The sequence below is a fragment of the Streptomyces griseiscabiei genome (assembly GCF_020010925.1).
GTDB classification, from domain to species: domain Bacteria; phylum Actinomycetota; class Actinomycetes; order Streptomycetales; family Streptomycetaceae; genus Streptomyces; species Streptomyces griseiscabiei.
In genome coordinates, this window is record NZ_JAGJBZ010000002.1 from 1,414,432 (window position 1) to 1,436,417 (window position 21,986).

A 21,986-nucleotide genomic window follows, 5' to 3' on the forward strand; every position below is an offset into this window, starting at 1 on the left:
CGAGGGAGAAGGGAAAACGGGGGCGCCCCGGCCCGGGGCCGGGGCGCCTTGCGGTGCGGCCGGGTCAGGACCTCGCCGACGTCACCTTCTCCGGTTCCGGGACCGTCATACGGACCGGTTCCGTGCCGGTCGTGCTGTGCCGGGACGCCCAGTTCTCCAGGGCGGTGCGGCAGGCGTGGTCCAGGTGGTGGAGACCGGTCAGATGCAGCTCCACGGGACGGTCCTGGGGGAGGGATTCGAGGTTGTCGAGGATCTTCGGGAGACGGAGGAAGGTCGCGTTGCCGGACAGGTAGGCCTGGACGGGGCCCGCGCCCTTGTCGATGACCTCCAGCTTGATGTGCGAGGCCTCCCAGGCGGTCTTGGCCACGGAGAGGGCCAGACCGATCAGTACGCCCTCGAACATGTTGACCGCGACGATCGCGACGGCCGTGGCCACCAGGATCAGCGCCTCGCCCCGGTGACCGCGCCACAGGGAGACGACCTCCCGGAACGGGATCAGCTTCCAGCCCGCGTGGACGAGGATGCCGGCCAGGGCGGGCAGCGGTATCAGGGCCAGGGCGCCCGGCAGCAGGGCCACGAAGAGCAGCAGCCAGACGCCGTGCAGGACCCGGGACGCCTTCGTCCTCGCGCCCGCCTGGAGATTGGCGGAGCTGCGGACGATCACCGCGGTCATCGGCAGGGCGCCCAGCAGCCCGCACACCGTGTTGCCGGCGCCCTGGGCCATCAGCTCCTTGTCGTACTCGGTGCGCGGACCGTCGTGCATCCGGTCCACGGCCGCCGCGCTGAACAGGCTCTCGGCGGAGGCGATGAGGGTGAAGGCGAGGATCGTGCCGAGGATCGCCACGTCCGCGAGCTGCCCGAAGGCGCTCAGGCCGGGCGGCTGGATCACGTCCAGCAGGCCCTTCACCTCGACGTTCGCCACCGGGAGGCTGAAGGCGAGGGTGGCGAGGGTGGCCAGCAGGACCGCGGCGAGCGCGCCGGGGACCAGCTGGACCTTCTTCGGCAGCCGCTTCCACAGCACCAGCACGGCGATGGTGCCCGCGCCGATCGCCAGCGAGGCCAGCGCGGCGGTGGAGCCGAGTGCGGCGGTGACGGCGCCGGGCAGGCCCGCGATCTTGCCGAGGCCGGAGGCGGGGGCCTTCAGGCCCGCCGCCGCGTAGAGCTGGCCGGCGATGATCACGAGGCCGATGCCGGCGAGCATGCCCTCGACGACGGAGACGGATATCGCGCGGAACCAGCGGCCCAGCTTCAGCGCGCCCATGGCGAGTTGGAGCAGACCGGCGGCGAGCACGATCACCCCGAGGGCGGGCAGCCCGAACTGGCGCACCGCCTCGAAGACGAGGACGGTCAGCCCGGCCGCCGGGCCGGAGACCTGGAGGCTGCTGCCGGGCATCAGTCCGGCGACGAGTCCGCCCACGATGCCGGTGACCAGGCCGAGTTCGGCCGGTACCCCGGAGGCGACGGCGACACCGACGCACAGCGGGAGGGCGACCAGGAACACGACGAGCGAGGCGCCGAAGTCCTGCCGCAGATGAGGGAACCGCGCGGGGCGGGCGGATGAGGGTATGGAGTTCATCTCGGGTACCTGGCCGCCGCTCACAGGGTCTCGAACGCGTCGGTGGCCGCGCGGTGTTCGCGCACGGCACCGGTGTGGACCTCGTAGTACCAGCCGCGCAGCCGCAGCCGGCCGTCCGCGAGGCGCTTCTCCACGCACGGGTAGGAGCGCAGCCGCAGCAACTGGCTGAGGACGTGGTTCTGGACGCCGTCGGCGACCGTCGGATCCTCCACCGCCCCTTCCGGGCGGGGCGTCGCGTGGGTCAGCCAGTCGCGTACGGCCGGTACGGCGTCCAGGTCGTCGCCGCGCACCAGGGCGCCGACGGCGCCGCAGTGCGAGTGTCCGCAGACCACGATGTCGGTGACGCCGAGGACCTCCACGGCGTACTCGATGGTGGCCGTCTCACCGGTGGGGCGGTCGGGGGCGTACGGCGGGACGATGTTGCCGGCGGTGCGCAGTTCGAACAGCTCGCCGGGGCGGGCGCCCGTGATCAGGGCCGGGACGACCCGTGAGTCGGAGCAGGTGATGAACAGGACTTCCGGGGACTGGCCTTCGGCCAGCCTGGCGAACTCCTCAGGGCGCTGTCCGAACGTACGGGCGTTGTCGATGAGGGGCTGCATGATGTGGTGACTCCTCCTGGCGCGCCTCGATGGCGCGTCGGGCTTGCACGACAGATGTGGGGGGACAGGCGCTCCGCGGCTCAGCGGCGGAAGGCCTGCGGCACGGCCGGGGTGGGGGCCGTGCGGGATCTCGATCTCCCGTGGTGCGGGGTCGAGGGCCGTTCGGGTCGGCTCGCGCTCGCCGGGTTCTCCCCCAGCGGCGGATACGCGGGCCTGTTTCCGGGCTCGGCTTTGGCCATGACGTGACCAGACGTGTGCGCGAATGCGAAGAGAGCCGTGGGAGTGAAGAACATGTGGACGAACGGGATGGTGATCCGTGACGAAGCGCCGACAGCGGTTGGCGTGCTGCGCAACATGAGCCTCCTCGCTGCCAGTTCTCGGTGTCTCCCACGCGACGACACCTGCTCGACTTGGTCAACTGCTGGTCAACCACTGGTCAAGAAACACGTTAACCCTGCAAAGTTGTTTGCAGGGTTAACTTAACGTTGCGAGCTGAAGAGAGCCTGAAAAGAGCAGGAGGGGTGGCCGGAAACCCACCTTGACCTGGGCCGTTCGGGGCTGTTAGACGAGCCGTCCGGCGTCGCGCGCGAGAGCCGTGAGGCGGGAGATGGCGCGGAAGTACTTCTTGCGGTAGCCGCCGTTCAGCATCTCCTCGCTGAACAGGCTGTCGAAGGGCAGCCCCGAGGCGAGCACGGGCACCTCCCGGTCGTACAGCCGGTCGGCGAGCACCACGAGCCGCAGCGCCGTCGACTGGTCCGGGACCGGTTGCACATCGGTCAGACAGACCGCCTTCAGGCCGTCCGTGAGCGCGCCGTACCGGCTGGGGTGCACGCGCGCGAGGTGGTCCAGCAGATGCGGGAAGTCGTCGAGCGAGGCGCCCTCCGTGGCGTACGCCGCCTTGGTGACCACCTCGTCGGAGTACGGCGCCGGGGCCTCGGGCAGACCGCGGTGGCGGTAGTCCTCGCCGTCGATGCGCAGGGAGCGGAAGCGCGCCGACAGGCCCTGGATCTCCCGCAGGAAGTCGGCCGACGCGAACCGGCCCTCACCGAGCTTGCCCGGCAGCGTGTTCGACGTGGCGGCCAGGGCCACGCCCGCGTCGACGAGCTTGCCCAGGAGGGTGGAGACCAGGACGGTGTCGCCCGGGTCGTCCAGCTCGAACTCGTCGATGCAGAGCAGACGGTGACCGGAGAGCGTCTGGACCGTCTTCTGGAAGCCGAGGGCGCCGACCAGGTTCGTCAGCTCCACGAAGGTGCCGAACGCCTTGAGGGAGGGCTCGGCCGGGGTGGCGTGCCAGAGGGAGGCGAGGAGGTGGGTCTTGCCGACGCCGTAACCGCCGTCCAGATAGACGCCGCGCGGGCCGGCCGGGGCCTTGCTCGCCTTCGCCCTCCCGAAGCCGAGGGCGCCGAGGAGGCCGCGCTTGCCGGCGCCGGTCGCGTGCGCCCCGCCGAGGCCCGCCGCGAAGCCGCTCAGGACGCGGACGGCCTCGGTCTGGCTGGGCTGGTTCGGGTCCGGGACGTACGTGGTGAAACGGACCGAGTCGAAGCGGGGCGGTGGCACCATCTCGGCGACGAGCCGGTCCGCGGGGACATGGGGCTCGCGGGCGCACAGGGACGAGGGGGCCGCTTCGGGTATCGGACCGATTCCGGACACGGTGGCTGAGGACGACGACACGGTTACCGAGTCTAAGGGCCGTGCCACACTGCACGACATGCGACGCCTGTTCCCTGTGACCGAAGAGACAGCGGCCCGGACACCGGAAGCGACCGGTGGTGCGGATGCGGCCGGCGGGCCGGATCTCGTCGACCGGGAGTGGGGGCTCGACGAGCTGGCGGCGGCGTACGCCTATCCCGAGCCGGGGCCCGGCGGGCGGGAGCCGTGGCTGCGGGCCAACATGGTGTCCACGCTCGACGGCGCCGCCCAGCACGACGGGCGTTCGCAGCCGATCTCCAGCGAGGCCGACATGCGGATCTTCGGCACGCTCCGGGGGCTCGCGGATGTGGTGATCGTCGGCGCGGAAACGGTACGCCAGGAGGGATACCGCCCGGCACGCGCGCGTGAGGCGTTCGCCGAGGCGCGCCGGGCGGCCGGACAGACGCCCGCGCCCGCCGTCGCCGTGGTCAGCGCGAGCCTCGACCTCGACTTCTCGCTGCCGCTGTTCACCTCGCCCCTGACCCCGACGATCCTGCTCACCGGGGCCGCCGCCGCCCCCGACCGGGTCGCCACCGCCGAGAAGGCGGGCGTCCGGGTGGTGGTCGCCGGGGACGGCATGGGCGTCGACCCCGCGCGGGCCGTACGGGGCCTCGCCGACCTGGGGCTGACCCGGCTGCTCAGCGAGGGCGGGCCCCGGCTGCTGGGCCAGCTGATCGCCGCCGACGTCCTCGACGAGCTGTGTCTGACCCTGTCGCCGATGCTCACGGCGGGGGACGCCCAGCGGATCGCCGGGGGCCCCTCCGTGCCGGTGCCCAAACGCTTCGCGCTGGCCTCGCTGCTGGCGGAGGCCGGGTACCTGTTCGGTCGTTACCGTCGTACGTGAAAGCGGGCGGAATCTACCGTTCCGTTTAGCTTTCGCTGGGCACACTAGAACCCTGAGGAGTGAGGGCCCGCGGGGCCCTCCGAGGAGAAGGGCGCCTGTGGTGTCGTTCACGAGCGTATTGATGATCGAGAAGGCTCTGACGTCCGCGGACGTGGAGTTCGTCACGACCCTGCACGGCGACGAACGGGCCTCCTTCCATGTGCTGCTCCAGCCGCGCGGGAATCAGGCCGACCGGCTGCTGCGGGCCATCGACGACCTCGCCCTCGGGGAGCTGGACGAGGCGGCGCGGGAGAGGGAGACGCCGGAGGGGGAGCAGGCGCTCGACGCGGGGGAGCGGGCGCTGGAGGTGTCGTTGCAGGCGCTGCGGGCGGCGGGGAGTCCGGCGGAGGGGCGGTTGATCGAGGATCACCCGCTGGACGCGCTGAAGTCGCTGGTGGAGGAGGTCTCGGCCGATGAGGTGCTGGTGCTGACCGATCCGCACTACGTGGAGGAGTTCTTCCACCGGGACTGGGCGTCGCGGGCCCGGCACAAGGTCGGGGTGCCGGTGTTGAAGCTGTTCTCGCACAGTCGGGCTTGAGGGACTGGGCGCCGTAGGGGGTGCTGTGCTTCGTCGGGTGCGGGTGCGTCGTGGCTTGTCGCGCAGTTCCCCGCGCCCCTGGAGGGGCGCGGCCCCTGGCCCATGGCCGCAAAGGGCCCGGAGTCCGTAGCTACTAGGCTGGGGGCGCGCCTGCTGTGGGGCGTGGATCGTCTTCGTACCGTCGCTTGGAGAACACGCATGGCTCCCGGACTGCCTTCCGCCATGGACCGGCCGCATTTCATCGGGATCGGTGGGGCCGGGATGTCCGGGATCGCCAAGATCCTGGCGCAGCGCGGGGCGAAGGTCGCCGGGAGCGACGCCAAGGAGTCGGAGACGGCCGAGGCCCTGCGGGCGCTGGGGGCCACGGTGCACATCGGGCACGCGGCGGAGCATCTCGCGGACGACGCGAGCTGTGTGGTCGTGTCCTCGGCGATCCGGGCCGACAACCCCGAGCTGGCCCGCGCCGCCGAACTGGGGATTCCGGTCGTCCACCGGTCGGACGCGCTCGCCCGGCTGATGGACGGACTGCGGCCGATCGCCGTCGCCGGCACCCACGGCAAGACCACGACGACGTCCATGCTGGCGGTCTCGCTCGGTGAGCTGGGGCTGACGCCCTCGTACGCCATCGGCGGCGACCTCGACGTACCCGGCTCGAACGCCTTGCACGGGGACGGGGAGATCTTCGTCGCCGAGGCGGACGAGAGCGACCGCAGCTTCCACAAGTACGCGCCCGAGGTCGCGATCGTCCTCAACGTGGAGCTGGACCACCACGCCAACTACGCCTCCATGGACGAGATCTACGAGTCCTTCGAGACGTTCGCGGGGAAGATCGTGCCCGGCGGCACACTGGTGATCTCCGCCGACCACGAGGGCGCGCGGGAGCTGACCTCGCGGCTGTCCGGGGTGCGCGTGGTGACGTACGGCGAGCGCGAGGACGCCGACGTACGGGTGCTGTCGGTCGTGCCGCAGGGGCTGAAGAGCGAGGTCACCGTCCTGCTCGACGGGCAGGAGATCGTCTTCACGGTGTCCGTGCCCGGGCGGCACTACGCCCACAACGCCGTCGCCGCGCTCGCGGCCGGGGTCGCGCTCGGGGTGCCGGCGGCGGAGCTGGCGCCCGCGCTGGCGGCGTACACCGGTGTGAAGCGGCGCCTCCAGCTCAAGGGCGAGGCGCGGGGCGTCCAGGTGATCGACTCCTACGCGCACCACCCCACCGAGATGACCGCCGACCTGGAGGCCATGCGGGCCGCCGCCGGGGACGCGCGCATCCTGGTGGTCTTCCAGCCGCACCTGTTCTCCCGCACCCAGGAGCTGGGCACCGAGATGGGGCAGTCCCTGGCCCTCGCGGACGCCTCGGTCGTCCTCGACATCTACCCGGCCCGTGAAGACCCGATCCCGGGGGTGACGAGCGAGCTGATCATCGACGCGGCGCGCACCGCGGGCGCCGACGTCACCGCCCTGCACGACAAGGCCGAGGTGCCGGACGCGGTCGCGGGAATGGCGAAGCCCGGTGATCTCGTTCTCACCATGGGCGCGGGTGATGTGACGGACCTGGGCCCGCTGATCCTGGACCGTCTGTCCAGCTGAGTTCAGGTGACTTCGGCTGGGTCGAGTGGAGTGAGGGGCTGAGGCTCATGTCGTACGACGTCGAGAAGCCGGACGAGCAGTGGCGCGCGGAGCTGACACCGGCCGAGTACGCCGTGCTGCGGCAGGCGGGCACGGAGCCCGCGTTCGTCGGTGAGTACACCGACACCAAGACCAAGGGCGTCTACTCGTGTCGCGCCTGCGGCGCCGAACTCTTCACCTCCGACACGAAGTTCGAGTCGCACTGCGGCTGGCCGTCCTTCTACGACCCGAAGGACAGCGACGCCGTGGAGCTGCTCTCCGACCGGTCGCACGGCATGGTCCGCACCGAGGTGCGGTGCGCCCGCTGCGGCTCGCACCTCGGGCACGTCTTCGAGGGCGAGGGGTACGCCACCCCGACCGACCAGCGGTACTGCATCAACAGCATCTCGCTGACGCTGGCCGCCGACGAGAGCTGAGTGCCGTCGGGAGCAGGCCGGTTGTGAGGTGACTCCCTTCACCAGTGGTCGTCCGTCGCCGGGTTGACTGTGTGACTACTGTGTGAAGGGTGTTGACGCGAGAGGTTTCTCGGACAGAGCCCGGGGGCCTGACGTGAACGGACTGGTCTACTTTCTGGCGGCCGCCGTCCTGTGGACCGGCACCGCCGTGCAGCTGCCCGGCCTGTGGCGCGACCGGCACGACCCGCTGAAACGCGCGCTCTGCACGGTGGTCTTCCTCGCCGGGCTCTGCTTCGCCCTCGGTGCCCCGCCCTCCGTCGGTCTGATCAACCGGACCGTCGGCGTGCCCAACGCCGCAGCGTGCGTCATCTACGGGGCCGTGAACGCGTTCTCCGCCGCCTCCCTCGTGCTGATCGTGCACTGGCGCGGAGCGGGCGACCCCGCCCGGCTGCGGCGGGTCTCCCGCCGCTGGCTGCTCGCCTACGCCGTGATCATCGTGGCGCAGACCGTGCTCTTCGTCCTCGGGGACGCCCCCGTCGAGCGCGTGGCCGATTTCGACACCTACTACGCGGGCACCCCGTACATCCGCGAGATGATCGTCCTCTATCTGGCGGCCCACATGGTGGCGGCCTTCACCACCACGGTCCTGTGCTGCCGCTGGACCTTCCAGATCAGCGGCTGGACGCGGCGGGCGCTGGCCGTGCTCGCCCTCGGATGGCTGTGCACCAGCGCGTACGGCGTGCTGAAGACGGCCGCCCTCGTCGGCCGCTGGAGCGGGCACCACTGGGATCCGCTGAGCACCCGGCTGGCCCCGATGCTGGTCACCGCGGGCGCGGCCCTGACCTCGGCCGGTTATGTGCTGCCGCTGTTCGGGCCGCGTATCGACAGTCTTCTCGCCTTCCTGCGGCTCGGGCCGCTCTTCCGGCTTGTCGGCTCCGGGAACGACGGCCGGAACCGGCACCACGTCCTGCTGTCCTGGCGGTCCCTCGGTGACGTCGAGCTCCGGCTGACCCACCGGACGACGGCCATCCGGGACGGCCTGCGGGACGTCTCCGTGCACTTCGACGAGTCTGTGCGCGAGCGGGCCTACCGGCAGGCGCTCGCCCTCGGCTCCAGCGTCGGCGAGGCCGAGGCGATCGGGGACGCGGCGATGGTGGCCGTCGCCGCGCTCGCCGGCCCGCGGGGGCGTGCCGGGGGGCTCGATCAGGGGGTGCTTGATCAGGGGGTGCTCGACCGTGCCGCGCTGGACGCGATCGTGGGGCTCGGAGGAGGTGGGGACGCCTTGGTCCCCGCGGATCAAGGGCAGCGTCTGGACATCGGGCAGCCGTCGTTGATCCGGATGTCGCGGGCGGTGCGGGCGGGGGTGGTGGAGCGGGCGGTGAAGGCGGCGAGTCGGTAGGTGATGGTGAGTTCGTCGTCGGGCGCGGGCCGGTGGGGGTTCTCGCGCAGTTCCCCGCGCCCCTTTCAGGGCCTGAGGCTGCTCAGGACGGTCCGTTCCTCAGGGGTGAGGGGCGGGCCCGACAGGGGTGGGAGGACCGGGCCCAGGGCCGTGGGGAGGAGCAGGGCGGGGTGGAGGAGGCGCAGGGCGTCCTTCTGGAGGGTGGTCACCTCGCACATGGCGGCCGAGACGCGGTACGAGCCGGTCGCCACGCGGGACATCCGGCCGACGTAGGCGGAGAACAGCCGGTCGGCGAGCGTGGGGGACTTGCCGCGGACGCCGGGGAACCACTGGTCCTGGCCGACGGACAGACTCCACGCCGCGTTCACGACCTGCGCGGCGGCCCGCTGGGCCCGACGCGCCAGGCCGGGCGCGCCGACGCCGGTCCGCTCCAGCTCTTGGCCCAGCTCACGCGCGCCGAGCGCCGCCACCGACATGCCCTGGCCGTAGACCGGGTTGTATGTGGCGACGGCGTCCCCGAGCACCACCAGACCCTCGGGCCAGCGCTCGGACTTCTCGAACCAGCGGCGTTCGTTGCGGGTGCTGCGGCTGAGCGTGACGTCCGTCAGCGGCTCGGCGCCGGCGATCAGCCGGCCGACGAGGGGGTGGCGCAGACCTCGGGCGAAGGGGACGAAGTCGTCGGGGGCGGCGGTGGGTTCGCCGCCCCGGGTGCCGCTGAGGCTGACCAGCCAGCGACCGCCCTCGATCGGGAGGACGAGACCGGCCCGGCCGGGCCGCCCGCCCGCCGGGTCCGCCGTGACGTTCGTCGGCGGGAAGTCCGCGGCGCCCTCCGGGACGCGGTAGACGCGGGTCGCGTAGACCACGCCGGCGTCGACCACGTCCTTGCGGACGCCGGTGATGCCGAGGTCCGCGAGCCAGTGCTCGACACGGGTGCCGCGACCGCTCGCGTCGACGATCAGGTCCGCGGGGAGGATCTCGACGGGGCCGGTCGCTGTTGCGGCTGCGGTGCCGGTTGCGGTTCCGGTCTGTGTGATGCGGACGCCGGTGACGCGTTCGGCGGTGCCGTGGAGGCCGGTGGCCGAGGCATGGCGGATCCTGACGCGCGGGGTGGCGGTGAGGACGGCGTCGCGGACGGTCCAGTCCATCAGGTCGCGGCTGGCGATCAGCAGCGGATGGGTGTCGTGGTGGCGTGAGCGCCGGTACCAGCCCTGCGGGCCCAGTGTCACCAGGCCGGAGGTGAGGCCGCGCTCCCGGGCGCCCGCCGCCAGCAGCCGTTCGCGCACCCCGCCGCCGGGCACCAGCTCCTCGATGGCGGCACGGCCGCTGGGCAGCAGGATGTGGGCGTGGCGGCCCTGCGGGAGGCCCTTGCGGGGGCCGGGTGCGTCCGGGAGCGCGTCGCGTTCCAGGACGATCACCTCGTCGACGGACCGGGCCAGGGCCGCGGCGGCGAGCATGCCGGCCATGCTCGCGCCGATGACGACCGCGGTACGCGGCATGGGTCCCCCTGCGGTCGATGGAATCCTCCACCGGACCTCCGTCGGTCCGGTCGCCCTAGAAGATCAGGGCAACCGGGTTCCGCACAAGGACAGTTGACGGAGTGTGAGGCGATCGCGGAGAGACAGGCCACGCCGGCGGGTGCGGGTCGTCGGATCGTCAGCCCGTCGCGCGGACCGCGTCGCGGATCACCGCCGCGACCTCCTTAGGACGGGAGACCGCCACCGCGTGGGAGGCGCCCTCGATCTCGGTGACGGTGGCGCCGGCGCGCTTGGCGCCGAAGCGCTGGACGTCGGGGTTGATGGCCTCGTCGGCGTCGGCGACGACGGCCCAGGACGGCTTGCTCCGCCAGGCGGCGGTCGCGGCCGGCTCGGTGAACACGGAGGCGGACAGCGGGCGTTGCGAGAGGGCGAGGATCCGGGTGACCTCGGCCGGGACGTCGGCGGCGAAGATGCCGGGGAAGGCGTCCTGCCGGATCGTGACCTCTGTGCCGGGGGCGGCGCCCTCGACGGGGTACGTCCACTCGTCGAGGTTGGCGACGAGCGGGGCGAGCGGGAAGCGGCCCTGCAACTCGCCCAGGTTCTCGCCCTGTTCGGGGACGTACGCGGCCACGTAGACCAGGCCGACGACGTTCTCGGCGGCGCCGGCCACCGTGATGACCGCGCCGCCGTAGGAGTGGCCGACGAGGACGACCGGGCCCTCGGTCTGGGCCGCCGCCGAGGCGATGTACGCGGCGTCGGAGGCAAGGCCGCGCAGCGGGTTCGGCAGGGCGCGGACGGGGATGTCCTGGCCGCGCAGTTCCTCGATGACGCCGGTCCAGCTGGACGAGTCCGCGAAGGCGCCGTGCACGAGCAGGACGGTGGGGGTCGGGGTGGGGGACAAGGTGGGTTCTCCTTCTGGGGCGCTTGGTGCGCCTGGTGCGCCTGGTGCGCCTGGTGCGCCGGGTGTGCCGGGTGGGTCGTTGTCGGGGCGTGCGGGCGTGCGGGCGTGGCCGGGTGGGGCGTGGTGGGGATTCATCGGATTCATCGCCCCCGCCGCCCCTACCCGTCCCATCCTCAAGGGGCTGCGCCCCTATGACCCCCAGGCGTCCGTTCGGTGGGGGCTGGGCGCGCAGTTCCCCGCGCCCCTGACGGGGCTCAGGTGCTGTGCAGGGCGTTGTGCAGGGTGGTCGTGGCGAGGGTGAGGGCGGCTTCGGCGGCGTGTGTTCCGCGTAGGGCGTTGAGCATGACGAAGTCGTGGATGACGCCCTGGAAGCGGACGGCGGTCACCGGTACTCCCGCCTCGCGCAGCTTGTTGGCGTACGCCTCGCCCTCGTCGCGCAGGACGTCGGCCTCGCCCGTGACGACCAGGGCCGGAGGCAGGCCTTCGAGCTGCTCGACGCTCGCGCGCAGCGGTGACGCGGTGATCTGGGCGCGCTCGGCCTCGTCGGTCGTGTACTGGTCCCAGAACCACTCCATGCCGTCACGGCGCAGGAAGTAGCCGGTGGCGAACTGCCGGTACGAACCGGTGTCGAAGCTCGCGTCGGTCACCGGGTAGAACAGCACCTGCTGGACCAGCGGGACGTCACCGCGCTGTTTGGCCATCAGGGTCAGCGCCGCGGTCATGTTGCCGCCGACCGAGTCACCGGCGACGGCCAGCCGGGACCCGTCCAGGTCCTTGGACGCGCCCTGCTCGACGACCCACTTGGCGACCGCGTAGTTCTGCTCGATGGCGACGGGGTAACGGGCCTCGGGGGAGAGGTCGTACTCCGGGAAGACCACGGCGGCGTTCGCGCCGACGGCCAGCTCGCGCACCAGCCGGTCATGGGTGTGCGCGTTGCCGAACACCCAGCCCGCGCCGTGGATGTAGAGAACGACCGGCAGCACGCCCCCGGCACCCGCGGGCCGTACGATCCGCGCCCGCACACTGCCCGTCGGGCCGCCCGAGACGGTGATCCACTCCTCGTCGACGTCCGGCTTCTCGATCTCGCCGGACTGCACCTCGTCGACCGCCTTCCGGCCCTCCGCGGGCGGCAGTTCGAAGAGGAAGGGCGGGTTGGCCGTGGCCTCCGCGAAGGCGGCGGCGGCCGGTTCCAGGACCGGAGGGGTCGGTTCGGAGGCGTTGGACATGTGGTTCTCCCGATGGGGTGCGGTGCGGTACTCCGGTCAGCACGCTAGAACCGCGGCACCCCGGGGAATCGTCCGTCAGCGCACCGGATCCGGTCCGGGAGCGCACGGCGTGCGGAGCGCCGGTCCCCAGTGCGCTGTGAGGACGAACGCGGTGCGCCACCGGGACAGGGGCAGGGGGCCGGCCCTCATAGCTTCGACGCGTTCCGTATCGGATGGAAGCGAAAGGCACCCCCCATGGTCGACATCGACGAGGTCACCGCGACCCCCGGACCCGATCTGCTCACCCCCGACAACTGCGCGGTCCTGTTCGTGGACCATCAGCCGCAGATGTTCTTCGGCACCGGCAGCGGTGACCGCACCGCGATCATCAACGCGACCGTGGGTCTGGCCAAGGCCGCCAGGGTCTTCGACGTACCGGTGGTCCTCAGCACGGTGGCCGCCGAGGACTTCTCCGGCCCGCTCCTGCCGCAGCTCGCGGACGTGTTCCCCGGCCGTGGTGCGGTCGACCGTACGACCATGAACGCCTGGGAGGACATCGCCTTCGTCGAGGCGGTGAAGGCCACAGGACGGAAGAAGCTGGTCATCGCGGGTCTGTGGACGGAGGTCTGTGTCGTCCTGCCCGCCCTGTCCGCGCTCGCCCAGGGCTATGAGGTCTACGTCGTCACCGACGCGTCCGGCGGTGTCAGCCCGCAGGCACACGAGCACGCCGTGCAGCGGATGATCCAGGCCGGTGCCGTACCGGTGACCTGGGTGCAGGTGCTGCTGGAGTTCCAGCGCGACTGGGCGCGTACGGAGACGTACGGGCCGACCATCGAGGTGGTCAAGGAGCACGGCGGCGCCTACGGCCTCGGGATCGTCTACGCGCAGGCAGTCATCGGGGAGCACGCGGCGGGCTGAGCGTCCGCGTCCGCCCCGCCGCGTCCCGCCACTCGCTCGGTGACATGCCGTACGCCGCCCGGAACACCCGGCTGAAGTGGGTCGCGCTCAGGAAGCCCCAGCGGCCGGCGACCGAGGCGATGGTGCGGCGGTTGCGGACGCCCAGGACGAGGTCGCGACGGCACTCCTCCAGACGGCGTCGCTGGATCCAGCGGCCCACGGTCGTGCCCTCGTCCTGGAAGAGCTTGTGCAGATAGCGGACCGAGATGTGATGGGCGCCCGCGATCACCTCGGGTGACAGGTCCGCGTCGGCCAGATGCTGGTCGATGAACCGCAGCATCCGCGCCACCAGCGGTGACCGGCCGCCCGGTGTGCCCGTCACGGTCCGCCCCAGCTGCTCGGTGGCGAGGGTGGCCAGCAGGTTCACGGCGTTGCGGGCGAGCATCTCGCCGACCAGGGGCGCGGCCGAGACCGCCGTGTCGGCCAGTTCGGACAGGAACGGCGACAGCAGTGACCCCAGCCGGGAGGACCGGGCGACCGGGGTGGTGACGACGCGGCGCAGATCGGCGTCCTCCAGTCCCAGCTCCTCGCGCGGGACGAGGAAGACCTTCAGCCGGCCGTGGGTGGGGAGGTCCAGCCGCGGTGGGTGGTTCGCGTCGTAGAAACAGATGTCCCCGGGCTGGAGGGAGACATCGGGGAGCCGGTCGGTGGGCGGAACGCCGGTGCCGCCGACGCCCACCAGCAGATACGCGCCGCCGGTCCGCGCGGTCAGCCGGTACGCGTCCGGCCCGGGCCGCCCGCCCCCGGGCAGCTCCGCGGCCGTCCCGTCGAACCCGGGGCCCAGGTCGAGCACGGAGACGCGGAGTCCCGCCACTCCCGCCGCGCCGGTGTCGGATCTGGACCCGGACCTGAAACTGGACCTGGTCATCTGTCGCTGCCTCCACGGCCGTTCGAGCACACCGTCAGTCACTTCACCCGGAGCGTAGGAAGGGAGATGTGAAAAAAGAGTGACGGTGAAGTGTCGGCGGGCGTGGCGAGGTGGTGCAGGGGGGAGCGGCGCTCAGGTCTCGGGCGGCTCGGTGGCGAAGGCGCGCAGGAGCTCGTGCTGGGTGTAGCGGCCGGGCGCGTGCTCGATGACGAGGTGGGCGTCGGCGAGGTCGTCGAGCAGTCGCCGGGAGCGCCGGACCGGGAGGCCGAGCAGGGCCGCGGCCGTGTCCGGGGTCAGGTCCGGGCCCGGGTGCAGGGTCAACTTCCGCAAGAGCCGCGTGTGTTCGGGTGGGAGGCGACGGTAGGAGAGGGCGAAGGCGGTACGGAGTCCGGCGAGGAGGTGTGAGGGGCGCCGGAGTTCGGCCGCGAGGGCTGCGAGGGGGACGCCCGGGTGGGCGGTGGCACGGGCCGCGACGAGGGTCAGGGCGAGGGGGAGGCGACCGCACCGCATGACGATCTCGTCGGCCGCCTCGGGCTCCGCGGCCGGTCGGGCGGGGCCGGTGTGGGCCGCGAGCACCGCCCGTGCGTCGGCCGTCGAGGGCGGGTCCAGATGCAGGGGGTGGGTGCCCGCGGCGATCAGGCCGGACAGCCCGCGACGACTGGTGACCAGGGTCAGACAGCCGGGCGACGCGGGCAGCAGCGGTCGTACCTGCTCGGTGTCGGCCGCGTCGTCCAGCACGACCAGCAGCCTCCGGTCGGCCACCAGGCTGCGGTACAGCCCGGCGAGGGAGTCCGTCCGGTCCGGCATCCGCGCCGGAGGCACCCCGAGCGCGACGAGCAACTCCCGCAGCGCCTCCGCCGGGGTCAGCGGAGCCCGGACGGGGTCGAACCCCCGTAGCCCCACGCGTAGTCGACCGTCGGGGAAGCGCCCGGCCACCCGGCGCGCCCAGTGCGACGCGAGCGCGGTCTTCCCGACGCCGGGCATGCCGCAGATCAGCACGGAGACGGGTGCCGATGCCGCCGCGTCCGTGATCTCCGACAGCCGGGCGACCTCGGGTTGTCGGCCGACGAACTCGGGCGGGCTGGGCGGGAGTTGGGCGGGGAGGGAGTCGGAGTCGGGGGCCGGGCCGTGGCCATTGCCCGGTCCGGGGCCGGCGTCGGTTGCGCTGTCGGCCGTCGCGGGGCGGGGCCGACGCGTACCGGAACCCCGTGCATCCTCCGAACGTGGCGGGTGTGTGCCCGGTGTCGGCGTGTCCTCGGGGTGGGGGGCCGTGGGGCGCGCCGGGGTGAGGGTGGTCCATTCCTGGCGGAGGACGCGGGTGTGGGCCTCGGTCAGTTCCGGGCCGGGGGCGACCGCCAGTTCCTCGGCCAGGAGCCGTCGTACGCGCGTGTAGGCGGCGAGGGCCTCGGCCTGGAGGCCGGACGAGGCGAGGGCCATGACGAGGGCGGCGTGCAAGGACTCGTTCAGGGGGTCGAGTTCGAGGGCCTGGCGCAGCCGGGGCAGCAACCGCTCGGAGCCGCCGCGGAGGAGGGCCGCGTCGGCGGCCATCCGGGTCGTGTGCACCAACTCCCGTTCCACCGCCGTGAAGACGGCGTGCTCCCGTGCCACGGCGGGGACCCCCATGGCCACCGGACCGCGCCACTCGTTCAACGCGTCCAGGAAGTGCGCCGACGCGGCCTCGGACCGCCCGGTGGCCGCCGCCCGCATGCCCCGCTTGGTGAGCGCGCGGAACCGCAGCAGATCGACCTCGTCCTCGTCCGCCTCCAGCAGATAACCCCCGGCGCGCCGCAGCAGCCGCCGGCCGGGGGCCCGGGGCGGCAGCCCGGGTTCGAGCAGCCGCCGCAGCGAACCGGCGTAACGGCGCACCACGTTGCGCGCACTGGCCGGCGCCCGGTCGGGCCACAGTACGTCGACGATCTCGTCCGACGGCACCGGCCGCCCGGCCCGCACCACCAACAACGCGAGCAGGGCCCGCTGTTGCGGGAACCCGAGATCCGGCTCCCGCCCGTCCAGACACACCCGCAGCGGTCCCAGCACCTCGAACCGCGTCCCCCGAGTCACCCGTATCGCCCGGTCGCGTCGAGCTGGGCCCGTACCTGGTCGGCGTCGGGATGGCCGAGGGTGATGAGGAGGGTGAGCGCCTGCTGACGGACCTCGTGGGCGGTGGCGTGGTCGCTCATCGCCTCGTGCGTGTCGCCGATGTGGACCAGGGTGCAGGCCTCCAGATACGGCACGCCCAGTTCCCGGTAGAGGGCGAGGGCGTGGCCGTAGCCGACGAGCGCGTTCGGATGGCGGCCCAGGTGGTGGTGGGCGTAGGCGAGGGTGTGCCAGGTGGCGGCCTCGCCGTAGCGGTCGCCGAGGTCCTGGAGCAGGGTCAGCGCCTCGTGGCAGTGCCGCAGCGCCTCGCGGTGCTCGCCGAGCAGGGTGTGGTACCAGCCGACGGAGTTGAGGACACTGGCGTACGCGGCCCGGCGGCCACCGGAGCGGAACAGTTCCATGGCCAGCCGGTTGTGGCGCAGCGCGCCGGGCAGATCCCCCTCCTGGTCGCGGGTCCAGCCGAGGCTGCGATGGGTGTCGGCCCGCCCGATGTCGTCGCCCAGCTCGGCGAAGAGCGCCAGCGCGCGGTCGAGGCGGGGGCGGGCCGTGCCGTGCAGCCCGAGCCGGCTCTCCGCCCGCGCCAGCGCCCGCAGCCCCCTGGCCTCCCACCCGGGATCGGCCGTCCGCAGCGCCGCGTCGAGGGCGATCCGCTGGACCGTCGCCCAGTCGTGCCAGTGGCCCCGCCGGTCGAAGAACGGTTCCAGCGACCAGGCGAGCGCGCCCGCCACCCGGTCGCGGCCGGACCGGGCCGCCGCCCCGACGACGGCGAGCAGTACCGGATACTCGGCGGTCAGCCAGGTGAGCGCCTCTTCGTGGCCGGCGAGCGGTTCGGCCTGGACGCCGGCCGGGGCCGGGTCCGGCGGCAGCGGGTCCGCGTGCGGGGCGAGGAGGGGCTCGGCGGCGTGCGCGGTGTGCACGTAGTACGCGTACAGCCGCTCGGTGGCCGCCTCGCGCTCGTCCTCCGGGCGTCGCTCCTCCAGGAGTTCGGCGGCGTGGGCGCGCAGCAGGTCGTGCAGCGCGTACCGGCCGGGGGCGGGCTCGCCCAGCAGATGGACGTCGGCCAGCTCGGCGAGGAGCCGCCGTGCCCGGCGTGCGGGCAGCCCGGTGAGCGCGGCCGTCGCCGCCACCGAGAAGTCCGGGCCCGGATGCAGTGCGAGCAGCGGGAAGAGGTGGGCCGCCGAGGGCGACAGGGCCCCCAGCGACCAGGAGAACACCGCGCCGACGTTCGCGGACGGGTCCGTCCGGCTGAACGCGTCCAGGCTGCCGTGCGCGGCGCGCAGCTCCGCCGCGATCGCCGACAGCGGGAAGCCCGGGTGCGCCGCGGCGCGTGCCGCGACACAGGCCAGCGCCAGGGGCAGCCCGCCGCACAGCGCCGCGATCTCCGTCACCGCCCGCGCCTCCCCGGTGAGCCGCCCGGCACCCAGCCGGCGTTCGAGGAACGCCCGCGCCTGCGCGGTGTCCAGCGGACGCAACGCGAGGGTGTGCGCGCCGTGCGAGGACACCAGGCCCGCCAACTGGTCGCGGCTGGTCACGATGGTGAGACAGCCGGGTGTGCCCGGCAGCAGCGGCCGTACCTGCTCGGTGTCGCGCGCGTTGTCCAGCAGCACCAGGAACCGCCGTCCCGCCAACAGGCTGCGGTACAGCGCCGCCTGCGCGTCCACCCCGTGCGGGACCCGCTCGGGCGGTACGCCCAGCGCGTCCAGGAAGACACGCACCGCCTCACCGGACTCCATGACCGCGCCCGAGGGCGCGAACCCCCGCAGATTGACGTAGAGCTGCCCGTCCGGGAACCGGTCCGCGACCCGGTGCGCCCAGTGCACGGCGAGCGTCGTCTTGCCGATTCCGGCCATGCCGCCGATGGCACTGATCACGACGGTGCCGGTGCCGGCGTCCACGTCGGCGCCGCCGTCGCTGTCGGTCAGGAGGGCCAGCACCTGCTCCAGCTCGGCGCGGCGTCCGGTGAACGTCGGGAGATCGTGGGGGAGTTGGGCGGGTACGGCGGTCGGAGCCCGTGACGGTGGAGTCGGGGCGCCGACGGTCTCGCCCTCGGCCACGGTCACGCCCTCGGCCTCGGGTACCGCGGCCTCGGCCTCGGCTTCGGCATCGGCTTCGGGCGCCGGGGCCTCCGGTGAACCGGTGCCGGTGGCGCCCGGCACACCCTCGCGCCCCGCACCCTCACGCCGGACCCGTCGATGCGCGTCCCGGAGCTCCGGACCCGGATCGATGCCCAGCTCGTCGGCGAGCCGCTCGCGGGCCGCGCGGAAGGTGTGGAGCGCCTCGGTCTCGCGCCCGGTGGCGGCCAGGACACGGACGAGCCGGGCCAGCAGGGGTTCGTCCAGCGGGGCGTCGGCGACCGCCTCCCGGAGCGGGGGCAGTACGGCGGCGGGGAGGCCGGCCCGCAGTGCCGCGTCGGCCGCCTCCCGTGCGGCCGACGCCCGTTCCCGGTCGACCGCCGCGAACCCGGCGCGCTCCCGCAGCTCCTCGGGCAGCCCCGCCCCGACCGGGCCCCGCCACAGCCCCAGCGCCTCGGTGAGCAGCTCCACCACCCGCGTCGCCGACCCCTCGGTGTCGCCACGGACCCGGTGCGCCTCGTCCCGCAGCCGGCGGAACCGCAGCAGATCCAGGGAGTCGGCGTCGACGAGGAGCCGGTAGCCGCCCGCGTCCCGTATCAGCCAGCGGCCGGTGGCACGGTTGGGCAGGCCCGGCTCCAACATCCGCCGCAGGGAGCCGATATGACGCCTGATCACATTGACGGCGCTGTCCGGCGACAGCCGTCCCCACAGCACGTCGACGATCTCGCTCACCGCCACCGGCTGCCCGGCCCGTACCAGCAACAGCGCCAGCAGCGCCCGTTCCTGAGGGCGCCCCCACGCCGGTTCCGCCCCCGTCCGCTCCACCCGGACCGACCCCAGAACCGCGAACCGCACCGGCTCCAGCGCCAATTGGCCCTCCTGATATCTCGTATCTCGTATCTTTCCCCCGCCCATGACCATACGTGATTCCCCGAGTTACCCAGAGTTACGCACAGTCCCCGTCCGTGAGGGAACGGAGGATGGTCCCGCCCGGCCCTTGACTCCCGTGGAAAGCGCTTGCCACACTCGCGGCCCGCCGCGGCCCGCGGACCGCGGACGACCCGGTCGAATCGCGTTCGACACGGCGGGACCGTATGGCAGGCGCACCGAAACCCCCACAGGAGAAGCCGACATGGGACGCAGAGCCGCAGCCCGGCCCACCGACACAGCCCCCACCACCAGCCGCACCCGCACCCGCGCCCTCCTCACCGCGGCCTGTGCGACCGCGCTGCTCACCGCCGCCGCCGCGCTGACCGCGCCCGCGAACCCGGCCCCGGCCCCGGCCCGGAAACTCGCCGCGACCCCGGTCGCCGCCGTGGCTCCGGTCGCCGCCGAGGCCGCGGTCGCGGCGGCGTGCGGCGAGGGCGCGTACCAGGCGGAGGCCGTGCTCAGCGGCGGCACCTGGACGGCCCGGCGCGGCGGCAGCGTGACGTACACCGGTACCGACATGCGCGCCGCGATGCAGGCCGCCGTCAACAGCCTCACCTCCGGCCGGACTTCGAAGGAGCGCGTCGTCGTGCGCGGCTCGGGCTCCATCGGTGCCGGCTCCCGGGTCTCGCTGCCCAGCTACACCGTGCTCGACGTGTGCGGCACGATCGACGTCACCGGCACGGGCTCCGGCGACCAGGCGCCCGTCTACTCCCGGGGCACCCGCGACATCGAGGTCCAGCACCTCAACCTCACCGGCACCCCGCTGTACGGGATCTTCCTGCGCAACGTCCAGAACGTCGTCCTCGGCCGGCTCGACATGCGCCTCTCGCGCGGTCTCGGTGTGCGGATCGACAACCGGGGCGACACCAGCCAGTGGACGCGCAACGTACGGATCGACAACGTCTACGTGTCCGGCGCGAGCAGCCACGCGGTCGAGACGTACGGCGTCGACGGGCTCACCGTGGGCACGGTGACCGCCCGCAACGTCGGTGAGTCCGGGCTGCTGCTCAACCAGACGATCAACGCCACCGTCACCAAGGTCGACGCGGACGGCGCGGGCGCGGGCACCGGCTACGCGGCCTTCCGGATGGCCAACCGCAATGGCCGGGTGGGTAGTTCGTACCCGACCAACATCCGGGTCGGCGAGGTGATCGCGCGCGGCGGCGGACGCGGGGTCTTCTGTGTCTCCGAGAGCGGTGGCGCGGTCATCGACCGGATCAACCTCACCAACACCGGCAACAACGCGATCCTGATCGAGAACTGCTACAACGTGAACCTGGCCGCCCAGAGCGGCACGGTCTCCGGCGGTGGCGAGATCCGCCTCGCCGCGCGCACGGAGTTCGCCAACAACCGCGACATCACCGTACAGAACCTGACGGTCACCAACTCGTCGATCCGGGAGAGTCCCTGCGGCGAGAACACCACCTTCCGCAACAACCGCCTGGTCAACAGCGCCCAGACCATCTGCTGACCGGGCCCCGTCGCGGGGCGCGCCCGGCACCCGCTCCCGGGCGCGCCCATCCGACCGTTTTCGGTCAATTTCGGTGTCTCGTGCGCGTGTTAACCGAATCGCCCGGAAAGGGCAAGTAGCCTGAATGCTTGCAGGTGTCACGTATCTCGCGGATGCTCGGGTCAGACGGGTCCGGTGCCTCCGGTGGGCCGGGTGGGGACGTAGTGGGAGGGTTTGTGACGCGGACGAGGGACGGCATCGATGATCTCCCCGAAGCGGCGGTGCTGCGACGTTCGTTCGATCCCGAGCCCCTCCGAAGAGACCTGGACATACTGGACGAGCGTGCCTGGGGAGCCCAGCGCACGGTCGTCGACGGGGGAGAGCTGACCGACGAGGCCGAGATCGACTGGCGGTGCCTGCCCCTGCGCAGTCCGGCGGGCGACCCCGCCCGCACCGATCCCGGAGGGCCCGGCACCGACGGCTTCGCCGACACCCCGCTGCTGGCGCGCGCACCGCATCTGGCCGAGGTGCTCGACTCGCTCCCGACGCCCCTGCGCTGCGCCCGGCTGATGTCGCTGGCCCCGGGTGTGGAGGTCCCCGAGCACCGGGACACGCCCACCGGGCTCCTCTACGGCTTCGTCCGGCTCCATGTGCCGATCCGCACCAACCCCGGTGCCGTGCTGCGGATCGACGGCAAGGAGCACCGCTGGCGGCCGGGCAGTCTCTGGTACGGCGACTTCGGGCGCCCGCACAGCGTGGTCAACACCGGTGACCGCGCACGGGTCCACCTCGTGGTCGACTGCGCGGTCACCCCCGCACTGCTCGATCTGTTCCCCGAGGACTTCCAACGGCGGGTCCCGCTCAGCGATGTGGCCTTCGCCCGCCCCGAAGTGCCTTTGCGGACCTTCGAGTTGACCGACTTCCAGTGCGCGCTGACGCTGCCGCCGAGCTTTCTGCGGCTGGACGAGCCGGTCGCCGAGCACGCGGAACCCGACCTGGACGCCCGGATCGTCGCCGAGGACGGGCGACTGGTGCTGGACCTGGCCGACGGGCCGCGCTTCGGCCTGGTCCATGTCGGCGGCGGTGAATTCCTGCTCCAGGGCTGGATAGAGGAGCGGGGTCTGTACCTGGGCCTCGCGGGCGACCACCCCCGCGTCGTGCTCTTCTCCCGGCGCGGCCGGCACCGGCAGAGTGTCGAGCGCCCGGCCCGGCCCGCAGCCCTGGCGTGACCCGGGCGGACCGTGGCCTCGGCTCCGCCCGGTCCGCCCTCGTACCGGCACCACCGCCCGGCCCGGCCTCGTACGCGCACCACCGCCCGGCCCGGCAGCC

The 21,986-nt window shown here is 72.9% G+C and carries 17 protein-coding genes; 8 read left to right on the forward strand and 9 right to left on the reverse strand.

Features of this window, described 5'->3' with window-relative positions; translation table 11 throughout:
* Positions 1 to 64 precede the first annotated feature (64 nt).
* The 3 genes from J8M51_RS23685 to zapE form a co-directional block, all read right to left on the reverse strand.
* Entirely contained in the window at positions 65 to 1,576 is a 1,512-nt protein-coding gene (locus J8M51_RS23685; RefSeq protein WP_267299448.1) for a SulP family inorganic anion transporter, read from the reverse strand.
* A gap of 20 nt (positions 1,577 to 1,596) precedes the next feature.
* On the reverse strand, positions 1,597 to 2,175 hold the full coding sequence (locus tag J8M51_RS23690; RefSeq protein WP_086757627.1) for a carbonic anhydrase: 579 nt from the start codon (positions 2,173 to 2,175) through the stop codon (positions 1,597 to 1,599).
* Positions 2,176 to 2,736: 561 nt separating this feature from the next.
* The gene (gene zapE / locus J8M51_RS23695; protein ID WP_086757631.1) at positions 2,737 to 3,846 is read right to left on the reverse strand and encodes a cell division protein ZapE; all 1,110 of its coding nucleotides are present in this window, start codon (positions 3,844 to 3,846) and stop codon (positions 2,737 to 2,739) included.
* Between the two features lie 37 nt (positions 3,847 to 3,883).
* Between zapE and J8M51_RS23700 the strand changes: the two genes are divergently transcribed.
* The 5 genes from J8M51_RS23700 (at position 3,884) to J8M51_RS23720 (ending at position 8,702) form a co-directional block, all read left to right on the forward strand.
* Entirely contained in the window at positions 3,884 to 4,708 is an 825-nt protein-coding gene (locus J8M51_RS23700; RefSeq protein ID WP_086757633.1) for a pyrimidine reductase family protein, read from the forward strand.
* Between the two features lie 121 nt (positions 4,709 to 4,829).
* The gene (locus J8M51_RS23705) at positions 4,830 to 5,285 is read left to right on the forward strand and encodes an indole-3-glycerol phosphate synthase (RefSeq protein ID WP_086757638.1); all 456 of its coding nucleotides are present in this window, start codon (positions 4,830 to 4,832) and stop codon (positions 5,283 to 5,285) included.
* A gap of 198 nt (positions 5,286 to 5,483) precedes the next feature.
* A complete protein-coding gene (murC, locus tag J8M51_RS23710) occupies positions 5,484 to 6,869 on the forward strand; it encodes a UDP-N-acetylmuramate--L-alanine ligase (RefSeq protein WP_086757635.1) in 1,386 nt (461 codons plus the stop codon).
* Between the two features lie 47 nt (positions 6,870 to 6,916).
* Positions 6,917 to 7,324 carry a peptide-methionine (R)-S-oxide reductase MsrB gene (gene msrB / locus J8M51_RS23715; protein WP_086757636.1) on the forward strand — a complete coding sequence of 136 codons (408 nt, stop codon included), beginning with the start codon at positions 6,917 to 6,919 and terminating at the stop codon, positions 7,322 to 7,324.
* A 133-nt stretch (positions 7,325 to 7,457) separates the two neighbouring features.
* Positions 7,458 to 8,702 (forward strand): MAB_1171c family putative transporter, encoded by a 1,245-nt coding sequence (locus J8M51_RS23720; protein ID WP_267299449.1) that lies wholly within the window; start codon positions 7,458 to 7,460, stop codon positions 8,700 to 8,702.
* Positions 8,703 to 8,767: 65 nt separating this feature from the next.
* On the opposite strand, the gene J8M51_RS23725 is transcribed toward J8M51_RS23720, so the two are convergent.
* The 3 genes from J8M51_RS23725 to J8M51_RS23735 form a co-directional block, all read right to left on the reverse strand.
* Positions 8,768 to 10,198 (reverse strand): FAD-dependent monooxygenase family protein, encoded by a 1,431-nt coding sequence (locus tag J8M51_RS23725; protein WP_267299450.1) that lies wholly within the window; start codon positions 10,196 to 10,198, stop codon positions 8,768 to 8,770.
* A 157-nt stretch (positions 10,199 to 10,355) separates the two neighbouring features.
* Positions 10,356 to 11,078 carry an alpha/beta fold hydrolase gene (locus J8M51_RS23730; protein ID WP_267299451.1) on the reverse strand — a complete coding sequence of 241 codons (723 nt, stop codon included), beginning with the start codon at positions 11,076 to 11,078 and terminating at the stop codon, positions 10,356 to 10,358.
* Positions 11,079 to 11,332: 254 nt separating this feature from the next.
* Positions 11,333 to 12,304, reverse strand: coding sequence for an alpha/beta hydrolase (locus J8M51_RS23735; RefSeq protein ID WP_216590211.1), 972 nt, complete (start codon positions 12,302 to 12,304; stop codon positions 11,333 to 11,335).
* Positions 12,305 to 12,538: 234 nt separating this feature from the next.
* Between J8M51_RS23735 and J8M51_RS23740 the strand changes: the two genes are divergently transcribed.
* Positions 12,539 to 13,201 carry a hydrolase gene (locus J8M51_RS23740; protein ID WP_216590210.1) on the forward strand — a complete coding sequence of 221 codons (663 nt, stop codon included), beginning with the start codon at positions 12,539 to 12,541 and terminating at the stop codon, positions 13,199 to 13,201.
* Here J8M51_RS23740 and J8M51_RS23745 read toward each other — a convergent pair.
* The 3 genes from J8M51_RS23745 to J8M51_RS23755 all read right to left on the reverse strand — a co-directional run bounded on the left by J8M51_RS23745 (position 13,176) and on the right by J8M51_RS23755 (position 19,147).
* Complete coding sequence (locus J8M51_RS23745; protein ID WP_216869733.1) at positions 13,176 to 14,108, reverse strand: helix-turn-helix domain-containing protein; 933 nt, start codon at positions 14,106 to 14,108, stop codon at positions 13,176 to 13,178. The two genes, J8M51_RS23740 and J8M51_RS23745, sit on opposite strands and share 26 nt — an antisense overlap.
* 132 nt (positions 14,109 to 14,240) lie before the next feature.
* Positions 14,241 to 16,169: an AfsR/SARP family transcriptional regulator gene (locus J8M51_RS23750; RefSeq protein ID WP_267299452.1), complete on the reverse strand. Its 1,929-nt coding sequence runs from the start codon at positions 16,167 to 16,169 to the stop codon at positions 14,241 to 14,243.
* Positions 16,166 to 19,147 carry an AfsR/SARP family transcriptional regulator gene (locus J8M51_RS23755; RefSeq protein WP_086758424.1) on the reverse strand — a complete coding sequence of 994 codons (2,982 nt, stop codon included), beginning with the start codon at positions 19,145 to 19,147 and terminating at the stop codon, positions 16,166 to 16,168. The genes J8M51_RS23750 and J8M51_RS23755 overlap by 4 nt, the downstream gene beginning before the upstream one ends.
* 262 nt (positions 19,148 to 19,409) lie before the next feature.
* Between J8M51_RS23755 and J8M51_RS23760 the strand changes: the two genes are divergently transcribed.
* Together J8M51_RS23760 and J8M51_RS23765 are read left to right on the forward strand one after the other, a co-directional pair.
* The gene (locus J8M51_RS23760; RefSeq protein ID WP_086758423.1) at positions 19,410 to 20,678 is read left to right on the forward strand and encodes a hypothetical protein; all 1,269 of its coding nucleotides are present in this window, start codon (positions 19,410 to 19,412) and stop codon (positions 20,676 to 20,678) included.
* 215 nt (positions 20,679 to 20,893) lie between these two features.
* Complete coding sequence (locus tag J8M51_RS23765) at positions 20,894 to 21,886, forward strand: aspartyl/asparaginyl beta-hydroxylase domain-containing protein (protein ID WP_086758422.1); 993 nt, start codon at positions 20,894 to 20,896, stop codon at positions 21,884 to 21,886.
* The last annotated feature ends 100 nt before the right edge of the window (positions 21,887 to 21,986 follow it).